Consider the following 19,205-nt stretch of genomic DNA (forward strand, 5'->3'; position numbering starts at 1 on the left):
GAGACAATGCGCGCATGAGCCAGGTCCCCGCCGCCCGCCGCGCGCTGGCGGTGCTGCGCCTGCTGGCCGCCGCGCCGGGACCGCTGCCCGCGTCCGCGATCGCCCGCGCCCTGGACCTGCCCCGTTCCAGCACCTACCACCTGCTCACCGCGATGGAAGAGGACGGCTTCGTCACCGCCATCCCCGAGGAGCGGCGCTGGGGCCTCGGCGTCGCCGCGTTCGAGATCGGCTCGGCCTACCTGCGCCACGAGCCCCTCGAACGGCTCGCGCGCCCCCTGCTGCGCCGCCTCGTCGACCGCGTCGGCGAGATCGCCCAGCTCGGCGTCCTGCACGGCGCCGAGACCCTCTACCTGCTCAAGGAGCAGCCGCCCCGGCACGCCACGCTCGTCACCGACGTCGGCGTCCGGATGCCCGCCCAGCTCACCGCGAGCGGCCTGTCGCTGCTCGCGCACCTGCCGCCCGCGCAGGTCAGGGCCCTGTTCCCGAGGTACCCGGGACGCTTCGTGACCCGCACCGGGCGCGGCCCGGCGTCGCTGCGCGAGCTGCGCCGCGTGCTCGCCGAGGACGCCCGGCGCGGCTGGTCGGCCGAGGACGGCTACATCACCGAGGGCTTCGCCAGCATCGCAGCCTGCGCGTTCGACCACACCGGCCACCCGACCGCCGCGGTCACCCTCACCTTCCGCCGCGATCGCCACCCGCCTGAGACCTGGCCCGCCCTGGCCGCCGACATCCGCACCGCCGCGAACTCGCTCACCACCCGCCTGACCGGACGTCCCCCGGCCCTCTGACCCGGTCGCTCGGCCTCGGCGAGGGCTCCGAGGGCTCAGCAGGCTTCGGCGAGGCGGCGCCGGGAGCGGAGGGAGGCGAGCTGGAGGCGGCGCTCGGGCGCCACCGCCGCGTACTCCTCGCCCACGACGTGCATGCCGCGGCGTTCGGCGAGCGCGGCGAGCGCGTCGTCGGCGAGGGCCAGGACCTGCAGGCGGTGCCGCAGGGCGACGGCGTCCAGGTCGTGGACGAGGGCCTGGTCGAGGCGGTCGAGGGCCTCGCCCGACCGGCGCCAGACGCCGCCGGTCTCGCCCGCGAAGGCGCCGATCAGTGCGTCCAGGGAGAGCGCCATCCTGGCCGTGACGGCGTGCAGCGTCCGCTCGGCCTGCGGCGGGACGGCGGGCGGGGCGGCGGCGATCTCGCGGACGTGGCCGGTGACGGTGGTCAGCGTCATCAGCGTCTCGGCGTCCAGGTGCCCCGATCCGCCGGTCGGGCGGCGGACGATCGGCCGCAGGACGGCGTTCAGCCGGAACAGCGCCTGGTCGACGGCGCGGGACGCGCTGGTCAGCGGGACGTCCCCGGGCCGCCAGGGGTGCGCGCCGACCGCCGCGACCAGGTCGCGGACGGCCGACAGGTGCCCGCGGACCGCCTCGTCGATCATCCTGCGGGTGCCGACGGGCAGCAGCACCAGCCCGACCAGCACGGCCGTGAGGGCGCCCACCATGTTCTCGGCGAGGCGCAGCAGGATCAGCGAGCTGCTGAAGTCCGTCGTGAACGCGTACAGCTGGACGAGCGCGACGACCAGCCCGATGACCCACCAGGTGTAGTGCGAGGCGATCGCGTACGCGCCGACCGTCAGCCCGGCGACCACCAGCAGCAGGCTGATCCACGGGTGCGCGGCGCCGAGCAGCTCGAACGATGCGACGCCGAGCGCGCCGCCGGCGACCGTGCCGAGCGCGCGCTGCCAGGTCTTGCGGACGCGCTCGTGCGTGGTATTCGTGCCGGTGAAGATGATCATGACGCCGATCGCGGCCCAGTAGAACCGCCGCCCGCTGATCAGGTCGCCGATCGGCACCGCGATCGAGATCGCCACCGCCACCTGCAGGGCGGTCCGCAGGTGCGGGGAGACCCGCAGCCGCCGCCATGGCCCGCCCGAGGCGAGGAGCCGCTCGGCGACCGGCCCGGACCCGAGGACGGTGTGCCCGGCGCTCAGCACGACCGGCGACTGGAACGGCGCCGCGTCGCCCTTGTCCGGCGCGGCCCGCCCGGCGTCCACCCATGTGCGCGACGTCCTGGACAGGTCGGTCAGCAGCACGGCCAGGTGGTGGACGAGCGAGGAGGTCCGCACGTCGGCGGCCGGGCCGCTCGCGCGCCGCGCGTCCAGCCAGCCGACGAGGTCGCGGGCCGCGCGCTCGTCGAACTCCTCTCCGGCGGCGCCCGCGGAGTAGGAGCGGAGCGCGGCGGTGACGCGGGCGCGCAGGCCGGCCGGCGGGTCGAGGTCGTCCAGCTCCCGGACGGCCCGGCCGACGGCCTGCACGACCAGTTCGGTCTCGAACAGGAGCCGGTGCAGGCGCTCGGCCTCACCGGTGGTGCCGGGCTGGGCGAGGAGTCCGTCGGCGACCAGCGCGGACTCGTTCAGCCGGGCCTGCCGGCGGCGGAGCCGGCGCAGCGCGCGCTCGCGGGCCGCACCGGCGTCCGGCGCGTCCAGCAGGTCCGCGGCGGCGCGGGTCACGTCGGCGGCGCAGGCGAGGAACGCGCGCTGGATCCGCGCCAGCGCCCGGGCGGGCGCGGGCCGGCACAGCGCGAGCCGGGCGGCGATCGAGGCCGCGAGGCCCGCCGCGGCGATCGCGGCGAGCGGCCCGAACTCGGTCAGCGGCATCGGCAGCAGCAGGCCGCTCAGGTATCCGGCGAACAGGACGGCGCCCGCGTCGTTGCCCCAGGGCGCGAAGCGGGCCGCGTAGAACTGCGCGAACAGCACCGGGACCAGCGCCGCCAGCCCGAGGAACCGGTGCGGGTGCAGCGTCATGCTCAGGTAGAGCGCCGCGGTGAACGGCGCGTAGACGACGGCCGCGCGGGCCGTCGCGCGTCCCGTGCCGTTGTCGGCGATCAGCAGCGAGGTGAGCATGGCGGGCAGCGCGCCGAGCACCAGCCCGATGAACGCGGGTTCGCCGAGGGCGTGGGCGACGCCGTGGCCCGCCGCCATCCCGGGCGGGAGGCTGACCAGCATCCGCCGTGCGGCCTGCAGCCGCGCCAGCCCGAGATCCCGTTTGAGGAGCCCCCTCTCCAGCCGCCGCGGCAGGCTCCCGCCGCCCCCGCGCACCCTGTCCGCCAGCAGTTGGTGCTCCCCCCTCGAAAGGTCCTTAGCCACGCTCACAATCTTGTTCGATCCTACCCGCCGCCGGCCCGGACGCGGTCACCTAGGTAGATTAAGAATTTGCCTAGTATGTCTAGGCAAGCTACCGTCCCCGGCATGCGCCCCCTGACCGAACGCGACATCCGCACGTCCTTCGTCAACTGCTCCAAGGGCGAGGCCCGGCGGCTCGGCCTGCCCAAGGACCTCGCCGGCAGCCCCTGGGACGACCTCGACTTCCTCGGCTGGCGAGATCCCGGGGCGCCCGAGCGCGCCTACCTGGTCGCCGAACGCGACGGCCGCCTCGTCGGCATCGCGCTGCGCGGCACGTCCGGCACGTCCCGCGGCTTCACCGCGCGCAGCCTGTGCTCGCTGTGCCTGACCACGCGGACCGGCGGCGGCGTCGCCCTGATGACCGCGCGGCGGACGGGCGAGGCCGGACGCCTGGGCAACACCGTCGGCCGGTACCTGTGCACCGACCTCGCCTGCTCGCTCTACCTGCGCGGGAAGCGGCAGGCCGCGGTCGGCGGGGACCTCGAGGAGTCCCTGACCGTGGCGGAGAAGATCGCCCGCACGCGGGCCAACCTGCACGCCTTCCTCGACACGGTCGCCGCCTGAACCGGCCGTCCCGCCCGGCATTCATTACCATTCAACGGACGGCCATTCCATCGGTCGTCCTTTTCCGGTCCAGCCGGGAAATTCGGTGAAGCCGGGGCGAACTCTAGGGCAGGATGGCAGCATGCCCGATCGCGGAATCCACGGAAAGCGGCGCCGTGGCCACGGTGGGCATTTGAATGGTCACGTGACGTTTCCGCGGCATGGCGCCGGAGCCCGGCCGGGACGCGCGACCAGCGCACGCCTCCGTAGCCCAAAGGTAGAGGCCAACTCCTTAAAAGAGTCGAAGTGTCGGTTCGAATCCGACCGGGGGCACCCGAGACCGCCGCGATATGCGGTGGCCGATCCGCGGTCACCGCGCTCCGGCGCGGCACCCCGGTTCAGGCGGGGATCGGAATCACGACCGGCGGAAGAGCGGGCAGAGGCCGCCGCCACTCCCCCGACAGCAGGACGCTCACGGTGTGGATGTGCCAGAGCTGCTTCGCCCACCGCTTCGGCGAATCGCGCAGCGCGCCGTCGACCGCGTCCCGGTCGACGACGGCGAACAGCTCGGCGGGACCGTCCATGATCCGCTCCCGCAGGAGGTCGCGGAAGCCGTCGTCGAAGGACGTCCGCCAGTTGAACCCGGCGGTCCTGCCGCGCGGCACCAGCGCCTCGCGGGCCCGCCACGCCCGCCGGCCGGCCAGGACCGGCCTGTGCTCCCGGTCGAACCGCCACCTCCCGCCCTCCGGCGGGACGTCCGCCAGACCCGGCGCGAGCTCCCGGATGAGCAGGTAGAACGGGTATTCGCTGCGCCGCCATGCCGGCGCGAGGCCGAGCGCCGCCCGTACCACCCTGTTGTCGAAGAACGGGTGGTAGTAGGGCGCGTTCATGAGCGTCGCGGTGTGCAACCCGACGATCCACCGCCCGGTGCGGTAGTACAGGTACAGCTTGTCGAGGACGTCGAACCCGTCGCGTCCCGCCCACCGCCGGTGCTCTTCGGCGGCCCTCGCGTTGGCGTCCTCGGTCATCAGCCGCTCCGCGGCGAAGAAGATCAGCCTCAGGCGCTTGCGGAGGCCGTCCGGGCTCACGTCGTCCTGGTCGTAGAGGAAGCCGCCGCGCAGCGTCTCGCCGCCCGAGCCGGACGTCCTCGGCACCGGGTCGTAGGGCCGGTACCTGTTGACGCTCTCGTACGCCGAGTTCATCCCCTCGCACATGCGGACGATCTCGTGCGTCCGCGCGAGGGGATGCTGCACGGTCACCGACTCCTTGCGCCCTTCCGTGACGGTCAGGTCCACGGTGTGCTCGATCCCGAGTATCCCGGCCACCCGCCGGGCGAGGACGACGTCGGGATCGTCCGCGAAACCGTGCGTCGCCCCGGTGAACGGGACGCCCGCGGCCTTCAGCACCGCGGCCATCAGCCGGCTGTCGCGTCCGCCCGACAGCGCCAGCGTCACCGGTTCGGAGTGCCGGCCGAGCGGGGTCGCCGCGTCCACCAGCGCCCCGGCCAGCGGCTCGATCAGCCCCCGCTGCTCCTTGGCGCGCGCCGGCGTCGTGCGCGCCTCCGGCACGGGCTGCCGCCGGACGGTCGCCGCGGCACCGAGCGGCGCCCGCAGCACCGCGCCCGCCGGCAATGCCCGCACCCCGCGGAAGGGGGTGTCGTCGTTGACGAAGAACCCGTGGCGGATCAGCGGGTGCAGCGCCTCCACCGACAGGTCGGCCTCCGGGTCCTCCACTCCGGTCTCCACCGCCCGCGCCACCAGATGGACCAGCAGCGCACGGCTGCCCACGATCCGCACGCCGCGGGATTCGGCGTGGTAGACGGGGCACACCCTGGCCATCGACGTCGCGGCCTCGACGCCGTCCTCGCCCGCGCGGAACACCGCGAAGACGCCGCCCAGTCCCGGCACGGCCGCGCCCAGGTCGGGCTCGGTGAGCAGCAGGTCGCCGTCCCGCTTCGGCTCCGCCAGGTAGCCGCAGTATCCGAGCCGGCGCCCCGTCCCCACCGCGACGGTGCCGGGGAGCAGGTCGTGCCGCGGCTCGTTCGACCAGCCGAACATCGCGACCTGGCCGTCCGGCGCGGACCACTCGACACCCGAGATCACCTCGGACGGCACCGGGAACGCCTCGCCGACCGCGCGTCTCGCCGCCCGGAGAGCGACCGGCGGAACGGGGTTCCGCGCTTCGCGCGAGGCGAGCAGAAGATAGACGCGCACTATGCGCTCCACTCCATTGGGGACGGAGCAATGACCCCAGCAGCCCCGGGTTAATTCCCGGTGAAATGGAGGCGTCGGGAAACCCGGCTCCGGCGCCGCCTCCGCGAATACTCCAGCCCAGCCCGTTCCGGCGGCCGACTCCGGTCACGAAGGCAACCAAAACCTTCAGCGCATGCCTGTGGACGCTCGCGGTTGCGCGGTTCACCGCGCGGCGCGGCGCGGCGGCCCATGATCCACCGTCGACGCCGTCAAACCGGCGGCTTGAGGCGCACGTAGCGTTCGGGGATGCGATCAGCGTCATCGAAGATGACGGTCAGATTCATGCCGAGATGGTCACCACCGGGTTCGAACGACTGGGCCAACGCCTGGCGACGAAGGCGACGGCACCCGCTCTGAGGATCTCCGCGATCTCCGCCTGTTCCTGGACGGCGGAGAAGACCACGACCCGGCGGCCCTGGGCGGCCAGCGCCCGCAGGGCCTTCATCACCGGCTCGCTCGTCTCGTTCAGACCGAGGACGACGACGTCGGCGTCCGCCGCCGGAGCAGGGGCGGGCTCGTCCCGGGTCCCCCCTCTGTGGACCACATGCACCCGGTGCTGCGGATCCCGTTCGATCCAGGAGACCAGGCCCTCGATGACCACGGGATGGTCATCGATGACCGCGACCGTCACGTGCCGGCCACCGGCGGGCGCCGACACGTCCGCCTCCGGCGTCCGGGCCGCGGGGCGCCGTGCGGCACGAGCGGCCTCGGCGGCCTGCTCGTAGATGGCCCGCCAGTCCCCCGGTTCACCATCACAGGCCCGCACCAGCCTTTCGAAGAGCTCCTCGCGTGGAACGGTCACCCCTCGCAGCGCGTACGACACCGTCCCCGGCGAGCACCCCGCCCGCTGCGCGAGCTGCCGCACGGTCAGGCCGCTGCCGTCCAGCAGGCGACGCAGCACGGCCGCCAGTCCTCCGGCGGAGCTGTCCTGCTGTACCGGCCCTTCTTGTTCATTGAACAATTCGCCTGGCCTGACTGCGTACCCACGATACGCCGCCCTCCAGAGAATCTTTTCGGCCCGCGCCTTGACCGAGCGCCTCCGGGACGCCGACGCGTTCGCGCCGACGCGAGAGTCAGGAGAGGCGGAAGCGGGAGACGAAGTCCCAGATGACGGCGTTGGCGTCGATGTCCTGGGTGGTGCCGCCGAGCAGCGGTCCGAGATACGGCGTGCCGCCGGGCCAGTTATGTCCGCCGCCCTTGATCTGGTAAAGGATCACCGGGGCGGCGGCGGGGCAGCCGTTGTAGGCGTGCCGGGTGACGGTGGTTCCGTCGTCGGGGTGCGTGTCGGGGAGATCGGTGTCGGTCGTCGTGGCCGCGCAGCCGTTGTCGCGGGCCCAGAACGGCGCGGCGGCCGTCGCGGTGGCATAGGGGACGATCGGGTCGGCATCGCCGTGGATCATCGCGATGGGCACGGCGCGGCCGGGACGGCAGGCGACCAGGTCCTGGAGCTGGCCGGAGACCGGCGCGTACGCGGCGAACCGCTTGTTCTCGCAGGCCAGCTTGCTGGTGAAGAACCCGCCGTTGCTCATGCCGGAGGCGTACAGGCGGTGCGGGTCGGCGTTGAAGCGCTGGATGAGGACGTCCTGGAGGGCGGACACGAAGCCGGGGTCGTCGACGTCGGCGCCCGGCTGGCCGCCGGCGACGCCCTGCCATCCCGTCCCGTAGTGCTCCGGGGTGATCATGATGAACCCGCGGGTCCTGGCGTAGTCGGCCATGCGCCCGTAGAACTCGGCGAACAGCGGCGTCTCGAACAGGCCGGGGAAGTGGAACAGAGCCGGGAGGGGCCGGCCGTCGTAGCCGTCGGGCAGCCGGAGGATCGCCACCCGCTGCTGGCCAGCGTGGACGAGGTGGATCGCGTGGTCGCCCGGGTCGGGATGGCGGTCCTGGACGGTGAAGCCGACCGTCCGGGTGCTGGCCCGCCCGTCGATCCGCACGGTCCCCTGCCCCTGCCAGGTCACGGTGCCGTCCGCGGGCGTCCGGACGCCGCTGATGACGGTCGCGGAGATCTGCATCCCGGCGTCGTCGAGGCCGAACGTCCCCGACAGGCCGGTGATCGTGCGCGTCAGCCCGAAGCGGACGGTCGCCGTCCCGCCGCCGGCGCCGCGCAGCGTCCCCTGGCCTTGAACCTTGTTGGTGTTGTAGTCGGGCGTGGCCTCGGTGACCGTGATCCCGCCTGAGCGCAGGTCGCCGTCGAGCCGGTAGGCGGGCGCGCCGTCCACGGTGACCGTGATCCGGTCCGGGCGCAGCGCGCCGGCCTGCGCGGACGGCTCGGCCCGCGCGGACGGCGGCGAGGCGAGCGCGGGCGCCGCCAGTGCGGTGCAGGTCAGCGCGACCCCCGCGGCGAGGCGCCGCGGGGCGGTGAGGGGATGGGGGCGGGAGGGGTGCATGGCCGTCCTTCCTGCGGGCGTCCCCCTGCGCCGCGGCGTGCCGCCGGGCCTTCGGCCCGGCCGTCCTGGGCCGAGCCTAGGTCCGCCCGGCGGCGACCGCTGCTCATGAAAGGGAGACTGCGCCCCCTCCGATTGCGCACTCGGTGACAAAACCCGGCCGGCGCGGCGGAGCAAGCGTCGGGCCGGCCGGGTTCGGCGGCGGCTACCAGCGGTACCAGCGGCCGCGGCGGCCGGACGACCCGGTGCCGCGGGCGACGAAGCCCAGCAGCCACACGATCAGCACGACGGCGGCGACGATCCAGAGCACCTTGAGGGTGAAGCCGATCCCGAACAGGATCAGCGCGAGCAGCAGGACGAGAATCATGAGCCAGGGCATCGGGGGGACCTCCTTGGTCGAACGTGTCGGCGATGGGTGTCCCCAAAGAAAAGCCTTTGATTCTTGACAAGCATCACGTTTGCGCGACGTCCGGCCCGCCGAGGTCCGGCCGCTTGCGCGGAAGCCCGCCGCGGCGGGCGCGGCGGGCTTCCGGAGGCGAGGTCAGGCGGTGCTCAGGCGCGGATCAGGCGAGGCCGCTCTTCTTGAGCCAGTCGCCGGCGACCTTCGGGTCGTCCTCCTTGTCGATCGCGATCCGCTTCATCATGTCCAGGAGGTCCTGGGTGGTGAGTTTGGCGGACACGGCGTTCAGCGCCGCCACCGCGGTCGGGTTCACCGCGGACTTGTTGACCAGCGGCGTCACGTTCTGCGCGCTGAAGACGTGCTGGGGGTCCTCCAGGACGACGAGCTTCTTCTGCACGATGGTCGGGTCCGTGGTGAACAGGTCGGCGGCCTGCACCTTGTTCTCGGTGAGCAGCTTGACCAGGGTGGCCTGCGCGCCCGCGTCGAACGGCTGGAACTTCTTGAAGTCCAGCCCGTACACCTTCTTCAGGCCGACGAGACCCTGCTGGCGGGTCTTGAACTCCGACGGGCCCGCGATGGTGAGCTGTCCCGCGACCGGCTTGAGGTCGGCGATGCTCTTCAGGTGGTACTTCGACGCCGTCTGCGGGTTGACGGTGACGGAGTCCTTGTCCTCGGCCTGCGCCGAGTTCAGCACCTCCACCGACGGCGGCAGCTTGGCCTTGAGGGCGGCGTTGACCTCGTCGGTGGTGGCCGCGGTGCTGGTCTTGTCGACCGAGGTCGTCAGCAGGGCGCCGTTGTACTCCGGCATCACGCCGATGCCGCCCTTGACGACCTGGTCGTAGTAGATCTCACGGGCGCCGATCTGGAACTTCCGGTTCACCTTGAGGCCCTTGGCCTCCAGGGCCTGCGCGTAGATCTCGCCGATCAGGCCGCTCTCGGGGAAGTTGGCGCTGCCGACGGTGATGGCGCCCTTGGCCGCGCCGCCGCCGGACAGCGGGTTCTCGTCGTCGCCGCCTCCACCGCCGCCGCAGGCCGACAGCGTGAGAGCGGCCACGAGGCCGATGGCCGCGCCACGGATGATGTGCTTCATGGTCGGTTTCCTTCGGTCGGAACAGATCAGGAGGAACGGGCGGTGCCGAGCAGGCCCGGCGAGACGACGAGGCGCCGCAGCGCCGCGAACACGATCTGGACGATCAGCGCCAGCAGCACCACCAGGACCGTCCCCCCGACGACGAGCTGGTAGTCGTTGCGGGCCAGGCCGTCGATGATGTAGCGGCCGAGGCCGCCGAAGCCGGGGTAGGCGACGATCGTCGCGGTCGCCACCACCTGGATCGCGGACGTGCGCAGCCCGAGCAGGATCAGCGGCAGCGCCATCGGCACCTCCGCGCGCCACAGCACGCCCCAGCCGGTCATGCCCATGCCGCTCGCGGCGTCCTTGGCGTCGGCGTCGACGCCGCGCAGGCCCTCGTAGGTGTTGACGAGGATCGGCGGGACGGCGAGGGCGACGAGCGCGATCAGCGCGGCCGTGATGCTGTAGTGGACGAGGACGACGTACACCACCAGGCCGAACGTGGGGATCGCGCGGGCCAGGTTGGCGAGGCTGACCACGACGAAGCCGCCGCGCCCGGTGTGCCCGACGAGCAGCCCGAGGGCCAGCCCGATCACCGCGGCGCAGGCCAGCGACACGCCGCTGTAGATCACGTGCTGGAGGAGCCGGTGCGGGATGCCGTCGTCGCCGTGCCACTGCGCGGACGCGGTCAGCCACGTCCAGCTCAGCCGGATCTGGTTCCAGACGTCGTTCACGATGTCCTCCTGCGCGCTCGCGACCACGGGGTGAGCAGCCGCTGCACGATCACCAGGACCGCGTCGGTGGCGAGCGCCAGCAGGACGATCAGCACGGACGCGGCGAGGATCTGCGTCTGGAACTGCAGCTGGGAGCCGCGGATGATGTCGTAGCCGAGCCCGCCCTGGCCGATCAGCTGGCCGATCGCGACGAGGCTGATCGACGACACCGCGGCGACCCGGACGCCGGCGATGACGACGGGCACCGCGATCGGCAGCTCGACCTGGACGAGCCGGCGCAGCGTGCCGAACCCCATCGCGGTGGCGGCCTGCCGGACCGGTTCGGAGACCGCGCCGAGGCCGTCCACCACGTTCGGGATCAGCACCGACAGGCTGTAGAGGGTCAGCGGGATCATCACCGTGGACGCGCTCAGCCCGGTGTACTGGATGAACAGCATGAACAGCGCCAGCGACGGGATCGCGTACAGCACGTTCGAGACGGTCAGGACGGGCGCGTACAGCCACTGCCAGCGGCGGCACGCGAGCCCGGCGGGCAGCGAGATGAGCAGCCCGAACAGCACCGGCAGCAGCGCGAGCCGGATGTGGATGAGGGCGTGGTCGCCGAGCGTGCCGGTGTGGTCGCCGATCCAGCCCCAGTCGATGTCCATCAGTCGCCGGCACCGCCCTTCGCGGGGGCGTCGGCGGGCTCCGGCGCGCCCGCGGGCCGGTCGGCGGCGCGGTCCGCGCGGTGGTGGGCGGGGCCGTGGGTGGGGACGGCGAGCAGGTCGGCGCCGCCGGCGGTGCCGACCACGGCGCCCGCCTCGTCGACCCCGACCGCGAGGCCCGCCGGGGACAGCACGGCCGCGTCGAGCGCGACGCGGACCGAGTCGGCGCCCGCGCGGAAGGTGGCGCCGACCGGGGCGAGCCGCGCCTCCGCCAGCGGTCCGGTCTCGTCGGCGGGCCGGGCCCAGCCGAGGGGCCTGCGGTCGGCGTCGACGACGAGGACCCAGTCCAGGCCGGCGGCGTCGGCCGCGTCGGCGGACGCGGCGAACACCGCGTCGCCGCTCAGCCGCAGGCCGCCCGTCTCGGCGAAGCCGAGGGTGCGGATGCCGCGGTTCTGCCCGATGAACCCGGCGACGAAGTCGTCGGCGGGGTGCGCGAGGAGGTCCTCGGGGGCGTCGACCTGGACGAGCTTCCCGCCGGTCTGGAACACCGCGACGCGGTCGCCGAGCTTGATCGCCTCGTCGATGTCGTGGGTGACGAACACGATCGTCTTGTGCAGCTCGGCCTGCAGGCGCAGGAACTCGTCCTGCAGCTCGGCGCGGACGACCGGGTCGACGGCGCTGAACGGCTCGTCCATCAGCATGATCGGCGGGTCGGCGGCGAGCGCGCGCGCGACGCCGACGCGCTGCTGCTGGCCGCCGGACAGCTGGAACGGGTAGCGGCGCGCCATCGACGGGTCGAGGCCGACCCGCTCCATCAGCTCGTGCGCGGCGGCGCGGGCCTTCTTCTTGTTCCAGCGCAGCAGGTACGGGACGGTGGCGATGTTGTCCTCGATGGTGCGGTGCGGGAACAGGCCGGCGTGCTGGATGACGTAGCCGATGCCGCGCCGCAGCTCGGCGGGCTTGCGCTCGCGGACGTCGCCGCCGTCGATGAGCACGCGCCCGGCGGTGGGCTCGACCATCCGGTTGATGGTGCGCAGCGCGGTGGTCTTGCCGCCGCCGGAGGTGCCGACGAACACGGTGATGCGTCCGGTGGGGCATTCCAGGCTCACGTCGTCCAGGGCGACGGTGCCGTCCGGGTAGCGCTTGGTCACGCCCTCAAAGGTGATCAAACGATTCACGTCCTCGTTGGGCGTCGCAACGCCGATGATCGACTTCGGCCTTCTCCCCAACCGTAACCAATGTGTACCGTCTCGTCAGAGTCCCGTCTTGTCCGGAACGTCAGTTCTTGAGGATAACTACCTGAAATTAGGGGAAAGTAGCGTAGGGCCGTGGAGAACAGCCGAATCGTTATCGACGGCGCCTCGCTCACCTGCTCCCAGGTGGTGCTCGCGGCCCGCGAGGATGTGACGGTCGCCATAGATCCGGGCGGGGTGGAGCGCGCCCGCGCGGCCTGGCGGGTGGCCCGGGAGGTCGCCGGCGCGCAGCCGGTCTACGGGCGGACGACCGGCGTCGGCGCGAACCGCGTCGTGGACGTCGAGTGGGAGGACGCCGACGCGCACGGGCTGCGGCTGCTGCGCAGCCACGCGGCCGGGGCGGGGCCGCTGGTCGCGCCGGAGATCGTCCGCGCGATGCTGACCGTCCGGCTGAACCAGATCGCGGCGGGCGGCTCGGGCGTCGAGCCTGGAGCGCTCCAAGCCCTGGCGGACGTCCTCAACCTGGGCCTCCTCCCGCCCGTCCCGGTGTACGGGGCGATCGGCACCGGCGACCTGACCGCGCTGGCGTCCACCGCGCTGTGCCTGCTCGGCGAGCGGTCCTGGCTGGCCGGGCCGGACGGGGCGCCCGAACGCGGCCCCGGCTACCGGCTGCAGTCCGCCGACGCGCTCGCCTTCATCAGCTCCAACGCCGCCACGCTCGGAGAGTCCGCGCTCGCGGTCGCCGACCTGCGGCGGATGCTGCGCGCCTCGACGGTCGTGGCCGCGCTGTCGCACTTCGCCGTCCGGGCGTCGGAGGAGCCGTACGCGCCGGCCGTGCAGGACGCCTGCCCCCACCCCGGCCAGCGCGAGGCCGCCGACGCGATGCGCACCCTGCTCGCCTTCGACCGGCCCGCCCCGATGCGGATCCAGGACCCGTACGGCTACCGGGCGTTCCCGCAGGTCCACGGCCCGGCGCTGGAAGCCGGGGCCTACGCCGAGCAGGTCGTCACCCGCGAGATCAACGCGGCGGCGGAGAACCCGCTGGTCGACGTCGCCGGGCGGACGGTCTGGCACAACGGCAACTTCCACACCGCCTACGTCGGGCTCGCGCTCGACTCCGCCCGCGCCGCGCTGTTCCAGACGATGGCCCTGGCCGCCGCGCGGCTCGGCACGCTCGCCGAGCCGTCGTTCACCGGCCTCTACCCCTTCCAGGGCGCCACCGAGGCGTCCTCGGGGATCATGATCCTGGAGTACGTCGCGCACTCCTGCCTCGCCGACGTGCGCCGGCTCGCCACCCCCGCCGCGCTCGGCAGCGCCGTGCTGTCGCGCGGCGTCGAGGAGCACGCGGGCTTCTCCACCCAGTCGGCCCGCGCGACCACCGACGCCGTCGCCGCCTACCGGCTCGGCCTCGGCTGCGAGCTGGTCGCGGCCGTCCGGGCGCTGCGGATGCAGGGCCGCGCCCCGTCCGGCGGGCCGCTGCGCTCGGCGTTCGACCTGGCCGAGGCCGTCCTCGACCCGCGCGTGGAGGACCGCCCGCTGGACACCGACATCGCCGTGGCCGCCGACCTCCTCCCCCGCCTGGCCGGCCTGCATCCCTGACGCTAGGAGGGCGGGCCGCCGGTGGAGGTGCGGACGAGCAGCGACGGCTCGCGCACCACGCGGCGCTTGCGCGGCTTGCCGTCGATGACGTCGACGATGAGCCGGACGGCGGCGTGCACGATGCCCTCGATGTCCCAGTCGACGGACGTCAGCGGCGGTGTGAGCAGCGCCGACATCGGATGGTTGTCGTAGCCGCAGACCGCGATGTCGCCGGGGACGTCCAGGCCCAGCTCGCGGGTCGCGGCGTAGACGCCGTAGGCGATGGAGTCGGCGAAGCAGAACACCGCCGTCGGCCGGTCGGGGCCGCCGAGCACGCGCAGCGCGACCTCGGTGGACTCGGCGAGCGACTGCGGCACCACGACCACGTCGACGCGCAGCCCGAGCCGCTCGGCCTCGGCGTTGACGTGCACGTCGGCCGGGCGGTCGGGGGTGCTCGCGGCGGTGGAGGTGAACACGGTGACCCGCTCGTGGCCGAGATCGCGCAGGTGCTCCAGCGCGAGCGTGACGCCGCGCCGGTTGTCGAACACCACCTCGCCCTGCGACCGGCCGCCGTGCAGGGCGTCGCCGATCGACACCACCGGGACCGTCTCCGACAGCTCGGCCCACAGCGGCGCGGCGGGGTCGAGCGGCTGCACGATCAGCCCGTCCACCCGCTGGTCGCGCAGCCGGCGGGCGAGCGCCAGCTCGCGCTCGGGGTCGCCGCCCGCGTCGACGATCAGCGCGTAGCGGTCGCGGGCGAGCAGCGCCCGGCCGATGCCGGTGGCGAGGGACTGCTGCCAGTAGTCCTCCAGCGACCCGCACAGCAGCCCGACCTGGTCGGTTCGGCCGCTGGCCAGCGCGCGGGCGATGGGGTGCGCCTCGTAGCCGAGCTCCTCGGCCGCCGCCCGGACCCGCTCCTGGGTCTCCTCCGAGGTCTGGATGCCGCGCAGCGCGTAGGAGACGGCGGCGGGCGACAGCCCCGTCGCCTGGGCCACTTCGCGGATGGTCGCGCGCTTGCGCCTCTCCGACATCTCTCCAACCCTAGACGGCCCCGCTGACAGAACGGGGGACCCCACTTGACGGGAGGGCTGCTGAACCGTTTCACTGAAACGGTTAACTGATGCGGTTCAGGAGCCGTCGCCCCTGCTCACCGCGTCGGCCGCGCCGTCATGGAAAGGAAAGGAGCACTCCGTGTCCCACGATGTCCTGCCCAGCACTCCCGGCTTCGCGGACCTGCCCGCCCGCACCCTCGGCAAGCGCGAGCTGCGCGCGCTCGTGGACGACCTCGCGGAGCGGCCGGAGCTATGGCGGCGGCACGTCGCGTTCCCGGAGGACGGCCACCGGCACTACGCCTCGCTCTACCGGGACGAGCACGTGGACGTGTGGCTGCTGTGCTGGACGCCGGACGACGACACCGGCTGGCACGACCACGACGTGTCCTCGGGCGCGGTCCGCGTCGTCACCGGCGCCATCGAGGAGAGCAACCCGCGCATCGGCGGCGCGCACGTCGGCACGGTCGTCACCGAGGGCGGCTCGTTCTGCTTCGGCCCCGACCACATCCACCGGCTGACCGGGGTGGCCGACGCGAGCGTCTCCATCCACGCCTACTCGCCCCCGCTGTGGCGGATGGGCCAGTACTCCATCGACGACTCCGGCGTGATGCGCCGGCTGTCCGTCAGCTACGCCGACGAACTCCGCCCCCAAGACGCCCCCGAGTGACCCCGAGGGACTCCGGCGGGTCCGACCGGGGGAGGCGGGCCCGCCGGAGGAGGGTGGCCGTCCGATGCCCGCTCACATCGGACGGCCACCCACATCTCCTTCAGCACGGTCCTTCCCGGGAACGTCACACCCCGGCGCGGTCGTTCGCGGGGGCGTCGTCGCGAAGCGGCGGTCGATCCACCGGTCCGTGAGGGCGCAGACGGTGACGGCCACGGCGAAGCAGAGCGCGGCGGCGCGGAGGACGCCTGCCTCGTAGTAGGTGTCGGTCACCAGCAGGACGGCCGCGGCTCCGGCCGCTCCCCCGGCGAGCAGCGCGACGGCGACCTGGGCGGCCCAGAGCATCGTCCTGCGCGGTCCGGCGCCGGCGAGTCCTTCGCGGAGGGCGTGGACGGCTCCGGCAGCGCAGATGAGCAGGCCGGCGACGCCGGCGACGAGCGGTGTCCCGAAGTTCACGCCGTAGCGGACGGCCAGTGCCGGGATGAAGAAGAGGGCGAGCGCCCAGCGCAGCCCGGTGCCGATGGACGCCAACGCGAGTCCTGTTCCACCGCCCTGAGGTGTCCGCGCGGCCTGGCGGCGGGCCGCCACGAGGATCGCCGCCGTGACGAGCGCGCCTGGCAGGCGTCCGGCGAGATGCCCGAGGTTGTAGAGCAGGGCGGTGTCGTAGACGGTCAGGACCAGCTGGCCCAGCGCCCACACCGAGATGGCGAACAGGAGCATCTGCGGGAACGAGGAGACCGCCGGTGCGTCGGTGTCCTGCCGGGCGAGCCGTTGGACGAGCAAGGGCGTCACCAGGCCGGTGCACACGCGGATGACGATGTCGTCCACCGTGTAAGGCGTGTGCAGGACCCACTCCACGACGCAGAAGCAGAACGTGTAGGAGAGGGACGCGGCCCACACCATCCATGACGTGGCGACGCGCCGGTACAGGCCACGGTCAAACCATCGCAGCACCGTCACGAAGGAGAGGAGCCCGAAGGGCAGTTCCAGGGCCGACGGTATGCGCAGCAGGCACGGCGCGAGCAGCCCCGGGTCGGGGAAGTGCGCGGCGAACGCGCGCATGGACGACCCGTCCGCCAGCGCGAACCAGCCCTCCGGCACGTAGTGCGTTATGAACGACGCGTCCCCGTCGTGGACGCGCAGGACGTACACGGTGAAGAGCACTTGGTTGAGGTAGACGAGCGCTACGACCAGTGCGAGGAACGCTTCCGGGCGGGCCCAGGAGCGTCCGCCTCCTCCGCCGTTGTTGCCCCTCCATACAAGGCACGGTACGAACGCGAGGCTTACCACCGTCGAAGCCACTGCCGCGGCGTCCACCCCCATGGCCATGACGGACAAACATAAGGCCACCAGGGCCGGACGGTCACCGGGTGGCGAGTTCGGGCTCCGCTTCGGGGGCGCGCGGGGCGGGCACTTCCTCGGCGGCTGCGGGCGCCCTTCCCGCCCGGCGGGGCTTCGCGGCACGCAGCGGCTCCAGCGACGCGAGCAGCTGCGCCCGCATCCACTTCGCGCCGGGCTTTTCGATCAGGCGGTGCACCGCGTAGGCGAGCGCCAGGGACGCCGCGATGGCCGCCGCGAGCGCGGCCCACCGGTTCATGCCGGGGTACAGCGCGTCCAGCAGCGGCAGCGCGAGCTGCGAGTGGACGAGGTAGAGCGGGTACGTCAGCGCCCCGAGGACGGTCAGCCCGCGCCACCGCAGCCGGCTCAGGCGGCCCGTCGCGACGAGGATCATCACCAGGAAGATGCCCGTGACGGCGACCGCGACGGGCAGGTGCGCGGAGCCCTTGAACGCGTGGTCCGCGCGCCAGCCGCCCCAGTGCAGCGCCAGCAGGTAGGACGCCGCGACGTATCCCCACAGCAGCAGCGTCGGCCCGAACCGGTGGATCATGTACAGGGCCATTCCGGCGATGAAGTACGCGCTCCACGTCGGCACCAGCATGATCTGCAGGAACTTGCTGCCGGCCTCGTCGGCGAAGACGCCGCCGAACATCCACGCCGTCATGAAGACCAGGCACGACCGGTAGGTGATGCCGACCGCGGCGAGGACGGTCGCCAGCACGTAGAAGTGCATCTCGACCCAGAGCGTCCAGTAGACGGCGTCGACGTTCTGGATGCCGAGCCCGCCCTGGAGCATCGTCAGGTTCGGCACGACGAGGCCGGGGACGCCGTGCCCCTGCCGGAACACCGCGTACACGACGGCGCCGAGCAGCACGCTCGCCCAGTACGCCGGCATCAGCCGCACCAGCCGGGAGACGCCGAACTCGCCCGGCGAGCGCCCCCACGCGCTCATGAGGATCACGAAGCCGCTGATGACGAAGAACAGGTCGACGCCGAGGTAGCCGTACCGGGTGACCGCGCCCAGCGCCGGGAAGACGTCCCGCGCGCGCTCCGGCCACGGCCCCGCGCCGCCGAATCCGGTGAAGTGGTACAGCACGACGGCGATCGCCGCCAGGAAGCGGAGCAGGTCGAGTTCGCGGAGCCGCGGGCGTCGGGGGGTCACCGCGGAACCCTCTCGGGGACGGGTTGCGCGGCGCGGGACGCGGCGTGAGGACGCGGTGAACGGCGGGTGTAGCCGGAGGTGCGGTTTCGCGCGACCGGCGCGTGGAGCGGGAGGGGATCAGTAAGATACCGGTGCATTCTCACCCGACTCTTTGGTGGTCCTCGATGACATCTCGCCGCGCCCGACGCGGCGCGGCGACCCTTCTGCTGTGCCTGGGCCTGCTCGGCCTGCCCCTGCTGGCCGGCTGCGGCGGCACCGGCGGGACCGGCTCCCGGACGGCCCGGGCGGACGGCCCGGCCGCGAAGAAGCCGGTCCAGCGGCCGTCGGTGGTGTTCTTCCTCGGCGACAGCTACACGGTGGGGGACCGCGGCGTCCAGCCGGAGACCACGTACGCGTCGGCGACCGGGCGGCTGCTCGGCTGGCAGGTCATCGTGGCGGGACGGGCCGGCACCGGCTTCGTGAAGACGGTCTCCGGGCAGGCGTTCCTGCAGCTGTTCGAGAGCCAGCTCGGCTGGCGGCCCGCGCCCGACCTGCTGATCGTCTCGGGCGGGCACAACGACTGGCGGGTCCCGCCGCCGCGCGTCGCGACGGCGGCGCGCGCGCTGCTCGAGCGGGCCCGGCAGCGGTGGCCCGGCACGCACATCGTGCTGATGGGCCCGCTGTGGGGCAACGACACGCCGCCGCGCAACGAGCTGGCCATCCGCAACGCGCTGCGGAACCTCGCGACGCAGATGGCGGTCCCGTTCGTCGACCCGCTCGCGGAGCGGTGGATCACCGGGAACCGGCTGACCCACCAGGGCAACGCGCCGCAGTACATCAAGCGGGACGGGACGCACCCGGACGAGGCGGGCCACCGCTACGTCGCGACCCGCCTCACCGCCGACATCAAGCGCCTGGGCCTGACCCACCCCCTCCGCCGCCCCGCCTAACTTCTCGTTGAGTTGTGGGGGGGGGGGGGGGGTGGGGGGGGGGGGCGCCCCCCCCCCCCCCCCCCACAGGGGGGGGGGGGGGGGGGGGGGGGGG

The 19,205-nt window shown here is 73.2% G+C and carries 17 protein-coding genes and 1 tRNA gene; 6 read left to right on the forward strand and 12 right to left on the reverse strand.

The window, feature by feature from the left end; genetic code table 11:
* The first annotated feature begins 14 nt into the window (after positions 1 to 14).
* Positions 15 to 788, forward strand: a complete 774-nt coding sequence (locus tag F8568_RS38330; protein WP_151598528.1) for an IclR family transcriptional regulator — start codon at positions 15 to 17, stop codon at positions 786 to 788.
* Between the two features lie 35 nt (positions 789 to 823).
* Here F8568_RS38330 and F8568_RS38335 read toward each other — a convergent pair whose 3' ends face one another.
* The gene (locus F8568_RS38335; protein WP_151598529.1) at positions 824 to 3,133 is read right to left on the reverse strand and encodes an FUSC family protein; all 2,310 of its coding nucleotides are present in this window, start codon (positions 3,131 to 3,133) and stop codon (positions 824 to 826) included.
* 102 nt (positions 3,134 to 3,235) lie between these two features.
* On the opposite strand from F8568_RS38335, the gene F8568_RS38340 reads away from it, so the two are divergent.
* Both F8568_RS38340 and F8568_RS38345 read left to right on the forward strand, forming a co-directional pair.
* Entirely contained in the window at positions 3,236 to 3,733 is a 498-nt protein-coding gene (locus tag F8568_RS38340; RefSeq protein WP_151598530.1) for an FBP domain-containing protein, read from the forward strand.
* 239 nt (positions 3,734 to 3,972) lie between these two features.
* A tRNA-Leu gene (locus tag F8568_RS38345) sits at positions 3,973 to 4,045 on the forward strand.
* 65 nt (positions 4,046 to 4,110) lie between these two features.
* Here the strand turns inward: F8568_RS38345 and F8568_RS38350 are convergent.
* The 8 genes from F8568_RS38350 to F8568_RS38385 all read right to left on the reverse strand — a co-directional run bounded on the left by F8568_RS38350 (position 4,111) and on the right by F8568_RS38385 (position 12,364).
* Positions 4,111 to 5,925 carry an asparagine synthase-related protein gene (locus tag F8568_RS38350; RefSeq protein ID WP_151598531.1) on the reverse strand — a complete coding sequence of 605 codons (1,815 nt, stop codon included), beginning with the start codon at positions 5,923 to 5,925 and terminating at the stop codon, positions 4,111 to 4,113.
* A 319-nt stretch (positions 5,926 to 6,244) separates the two neighbouring features.
* Entirely contained in the window at positions 6,245 to 6,865 is a 621-nt protein-coding gene (locus tag F8568_RS38355; RefSeq protein ID WP_151598532.1) for a helix-turn-helix domain-containing protein, read from the reverse strand.
* 172 nt (positions 6,866 to 7,037) lie between these two features.
* Positions 7,038 to 8,351: an alpha/beta hydrolase family esterase gene (locus F8568_RS38360; protein ID WP_151598533.1), complete on the reverse strand. Its 1,314-nt coding sequence runs from the start codon at positions 8,349 to 8,351 to the stop codon at positions 7,038 to 7,040.
* A gap of 202 nt (positions 8,352 to 8,553) precedes the next feature.
* Positions 8,554 to 8,727 (reverse strand): hydrophobic protein, encoded by a 174-nt coding sequence (locus tag F8568_RS38365; protein ID WP_202125824.1) that lies wholly within the window; start codon positions 8,725 to 8,727, stop codon positions 8,554 to 8,556.
* A gap of 184 nt (positions 8,728 to 8,911) precedes the next feature.
* A complete protein-coding gene (locus F8568_RS38370; RefSeq protein WP_202125825.1) occupies positions 8,912 to 9,838 on the reverse strand; it encodes an ABC transporter substrate-binding protein in 927 nt (308 codons plus the stop codon).
* Between the two features lie 26 nt (positions 9,839 to 9,864).
* A complete protein-coding gene (locus F8568_RS38375) occupies positions 9,865 to 10,551 on the reverse strand; it encodes an ABC transporter permease (protein ID WP_151598534.1) in 687 nt (228 codons plus the stop codon).
* Entirely contained in the window at positions 10,548 to 11,198 is a 651-nt protein-coding gene (locus F8568_RS38380) for an ABC transporter permease (protein ID WP_151598535.1), read from the reverse strand. The genes F8568_RS38375 and F8568_RS38380 overlap by 4 nt, the downstream gene beginning before the upstream one ends.
* Positions 11,198 to 12,364 carry an ABC transporter ATP-binding protein gene (locus F8568_RS38385; protein ID WP_151598536.1) on the reverse strand — a complete coding sequence of 389 codons (1,167 nt, stop codon included), beginning with the start codon at positions 12,362 to 12,364 and terminating at the stop codon, positions 11,198 to 11,200. The genes F8568_RS38380 and F8568_RS38385 overlap by 1 nt, the downstream gene beginning before the upstream one ends.
* A 159-nt stretch (positions 12,365 to 12,523) precedes the next feature.
* On the opposite strand from F8568_RS38385, the gene F8568_RS38390 reads away from it, so the two are divergent.
* Entirely contained in the window at positions 12,524 to 13,987 is a 1,464-nt protein-coding gene (locus tag F8568_RS38390) for an aromatic amino acid ammonia-lyase (RefSeq protein WP_151598537.1), read from the forward strand.
* A 2-nt stretch (positions 13,988 to 13,989) separates the two neighbouring features.
* Here the strand turns inward: F8568_RS38390 and F8568_RS38395 are convergent, their stop codons facing one another.
* The gene (locus tag F8568_RS38395; RefSeq protein ID WP_151598538.1) at positions 13,990 to 14,997 is read right to left on the reverse strand and encodes a LacI family DNA-binding transcriptional regulator; all 1,008 of its coding nucleotides are present in this window, start codon (positions 14,995 to 14,997) and stop codon (positions 13,990 to 13,992) included.
* Positions 14,998 to 15,157: 160 nt separating this feature from the next.
* Between F8568_RS38395 and F8568_RS38400 the strand changes: the two genes are divergently transcribed.
* Positions 15,158 to 15,685: a cysteine dioxygenase gene (locus F8568_RS38400; protein ID WP_151598539.1), complete on the forward strand. Its 528-nt coding sequence runs from the start codon at positions 15,158 to 15,160 to the stop codon at positions 15,683 to 15,685.
* A 72-nt stretch (positions 15,686 to 15,757) separates the two neighbouring features.
* Here F8568_RS38400 and F8568_RS38405 read toward each other — a convergent pair whose 3' ends face one another.
* The gene (locus tag F8568_RS38405; protein WP_151598540.1) at positions 15,758 to 16,846 is read right to left on the reverse strand and encodes a hypothetical protein; all 1,089 of its coding nucleotides are present in this window, start codon (positions 16,844 to 16,846) and stop codon (positions 15,758 to 15,760) included.
* Between the two features lie 199 nt (positions 16,847 to 17,045).
* Complete coding sequence (locus F8568_RS38410) at positions 17,046 to 18,182, reverse strand: acyltransferase family protein (RefSeq protein ID WP_151598541.1); 1,137 nt, start codon at positions 18,180 to 18,182, stop codon at positions 17,046 to 17,048.
* A gap of 164 nt (positions 18,183 to 18,346) precedes the next feature.
* Here F8568_RS38410 and F8568_RS38415 point away from each other — a divergent pair, with 164 nt between their 5' ends.
* Positions 18,347 to 19,111, forward strand: a complete 765-nt coding sequence (locus F8568_RS38415; protein WP_151598542.1) for an SGNH/GDSL hydrolase family protein — start codon at positions 18,347 to 18,349, stop codon at positions 19,109 to 19,111.
* Positions 19,112 to 19,205: the final 94 nt, after the last annotated feature.

Origin of the sequence: Actinomadura physcomitrii (genome assembly GCF_008923205.2) — a bacterium.
In the GTDB taxonomy this organism is placed as follows: domain Bacteria; phylum Actinomycetota; class Actinomycetes; order Streptosporangiales; family Streptosporangiaceae; genus Spirillospora; species Spirillospora physcomitrii.

What these genes read in the sequence shown, in the direction of transcription:
- F8568_RS38330 (WP_151598528.1), top strand. Translation starts at nt 15, where the DNA reads ATGAGCCAGGTCCCCGCCGCCCGCCGCGCGCTGGCGGTGCTGCGCCTG.
- F8568_RS38340 (WP_151598530.1), top strand. Translation starts at nt 3,236, where the DNA reads ATGCGCCCCCTGACCGAACGCGACATCCGCACGTCCTTCGTCAACTGC.
- F8568_RS38360 (WP_151598533.1), bottom strand. Translation starts at nt 8,351, where the DNA reads ATGCACCCCTCCCGCCCCCATCCCCTCACCGCCCCGCGGCGCCTCGCC.
- F8568_RS38365 (WP_202125824.1), bottom strand. Translation starts at nt 8,727, where the DNA reads ATGCCCTGGCTCATGATTCTCGTCCTGCTGCTCGCGCTGATCCTGTTC.
- F8568_RS38370 (WP_202125825.1), bottom strand. Translation starts at nt 9,838, where the DNA reads ATGAAGCACATCATCCGTGGCGCGGCCATCGGCCTCGTGGCCGCTCTC.
- F8568_RS38380 (WP_151598535.1), bottom strand. Translation starts at nt 11,198, where the DNA reads ATGGACATCGACTGGGGCTGGATCGGCGACCACACCGGCACGCTCGGC.
- F8568_RS38395 (WP_151598538.1), bottom strand. Translation starts at nt 14,997, where the DNA reads ATGTCGGAGAGGCGCAAGCGCGCGACCATCCGCGAAGTGGCCCAGGCG.
- F8568_RS38415 (WP_151598542.1), top strand. Translation starts at nt 18,347, where the DNA reads ATGACATCTCGCCGCGCCCGACGCGGCGCGGCGACCCTTCTGCTGTGC.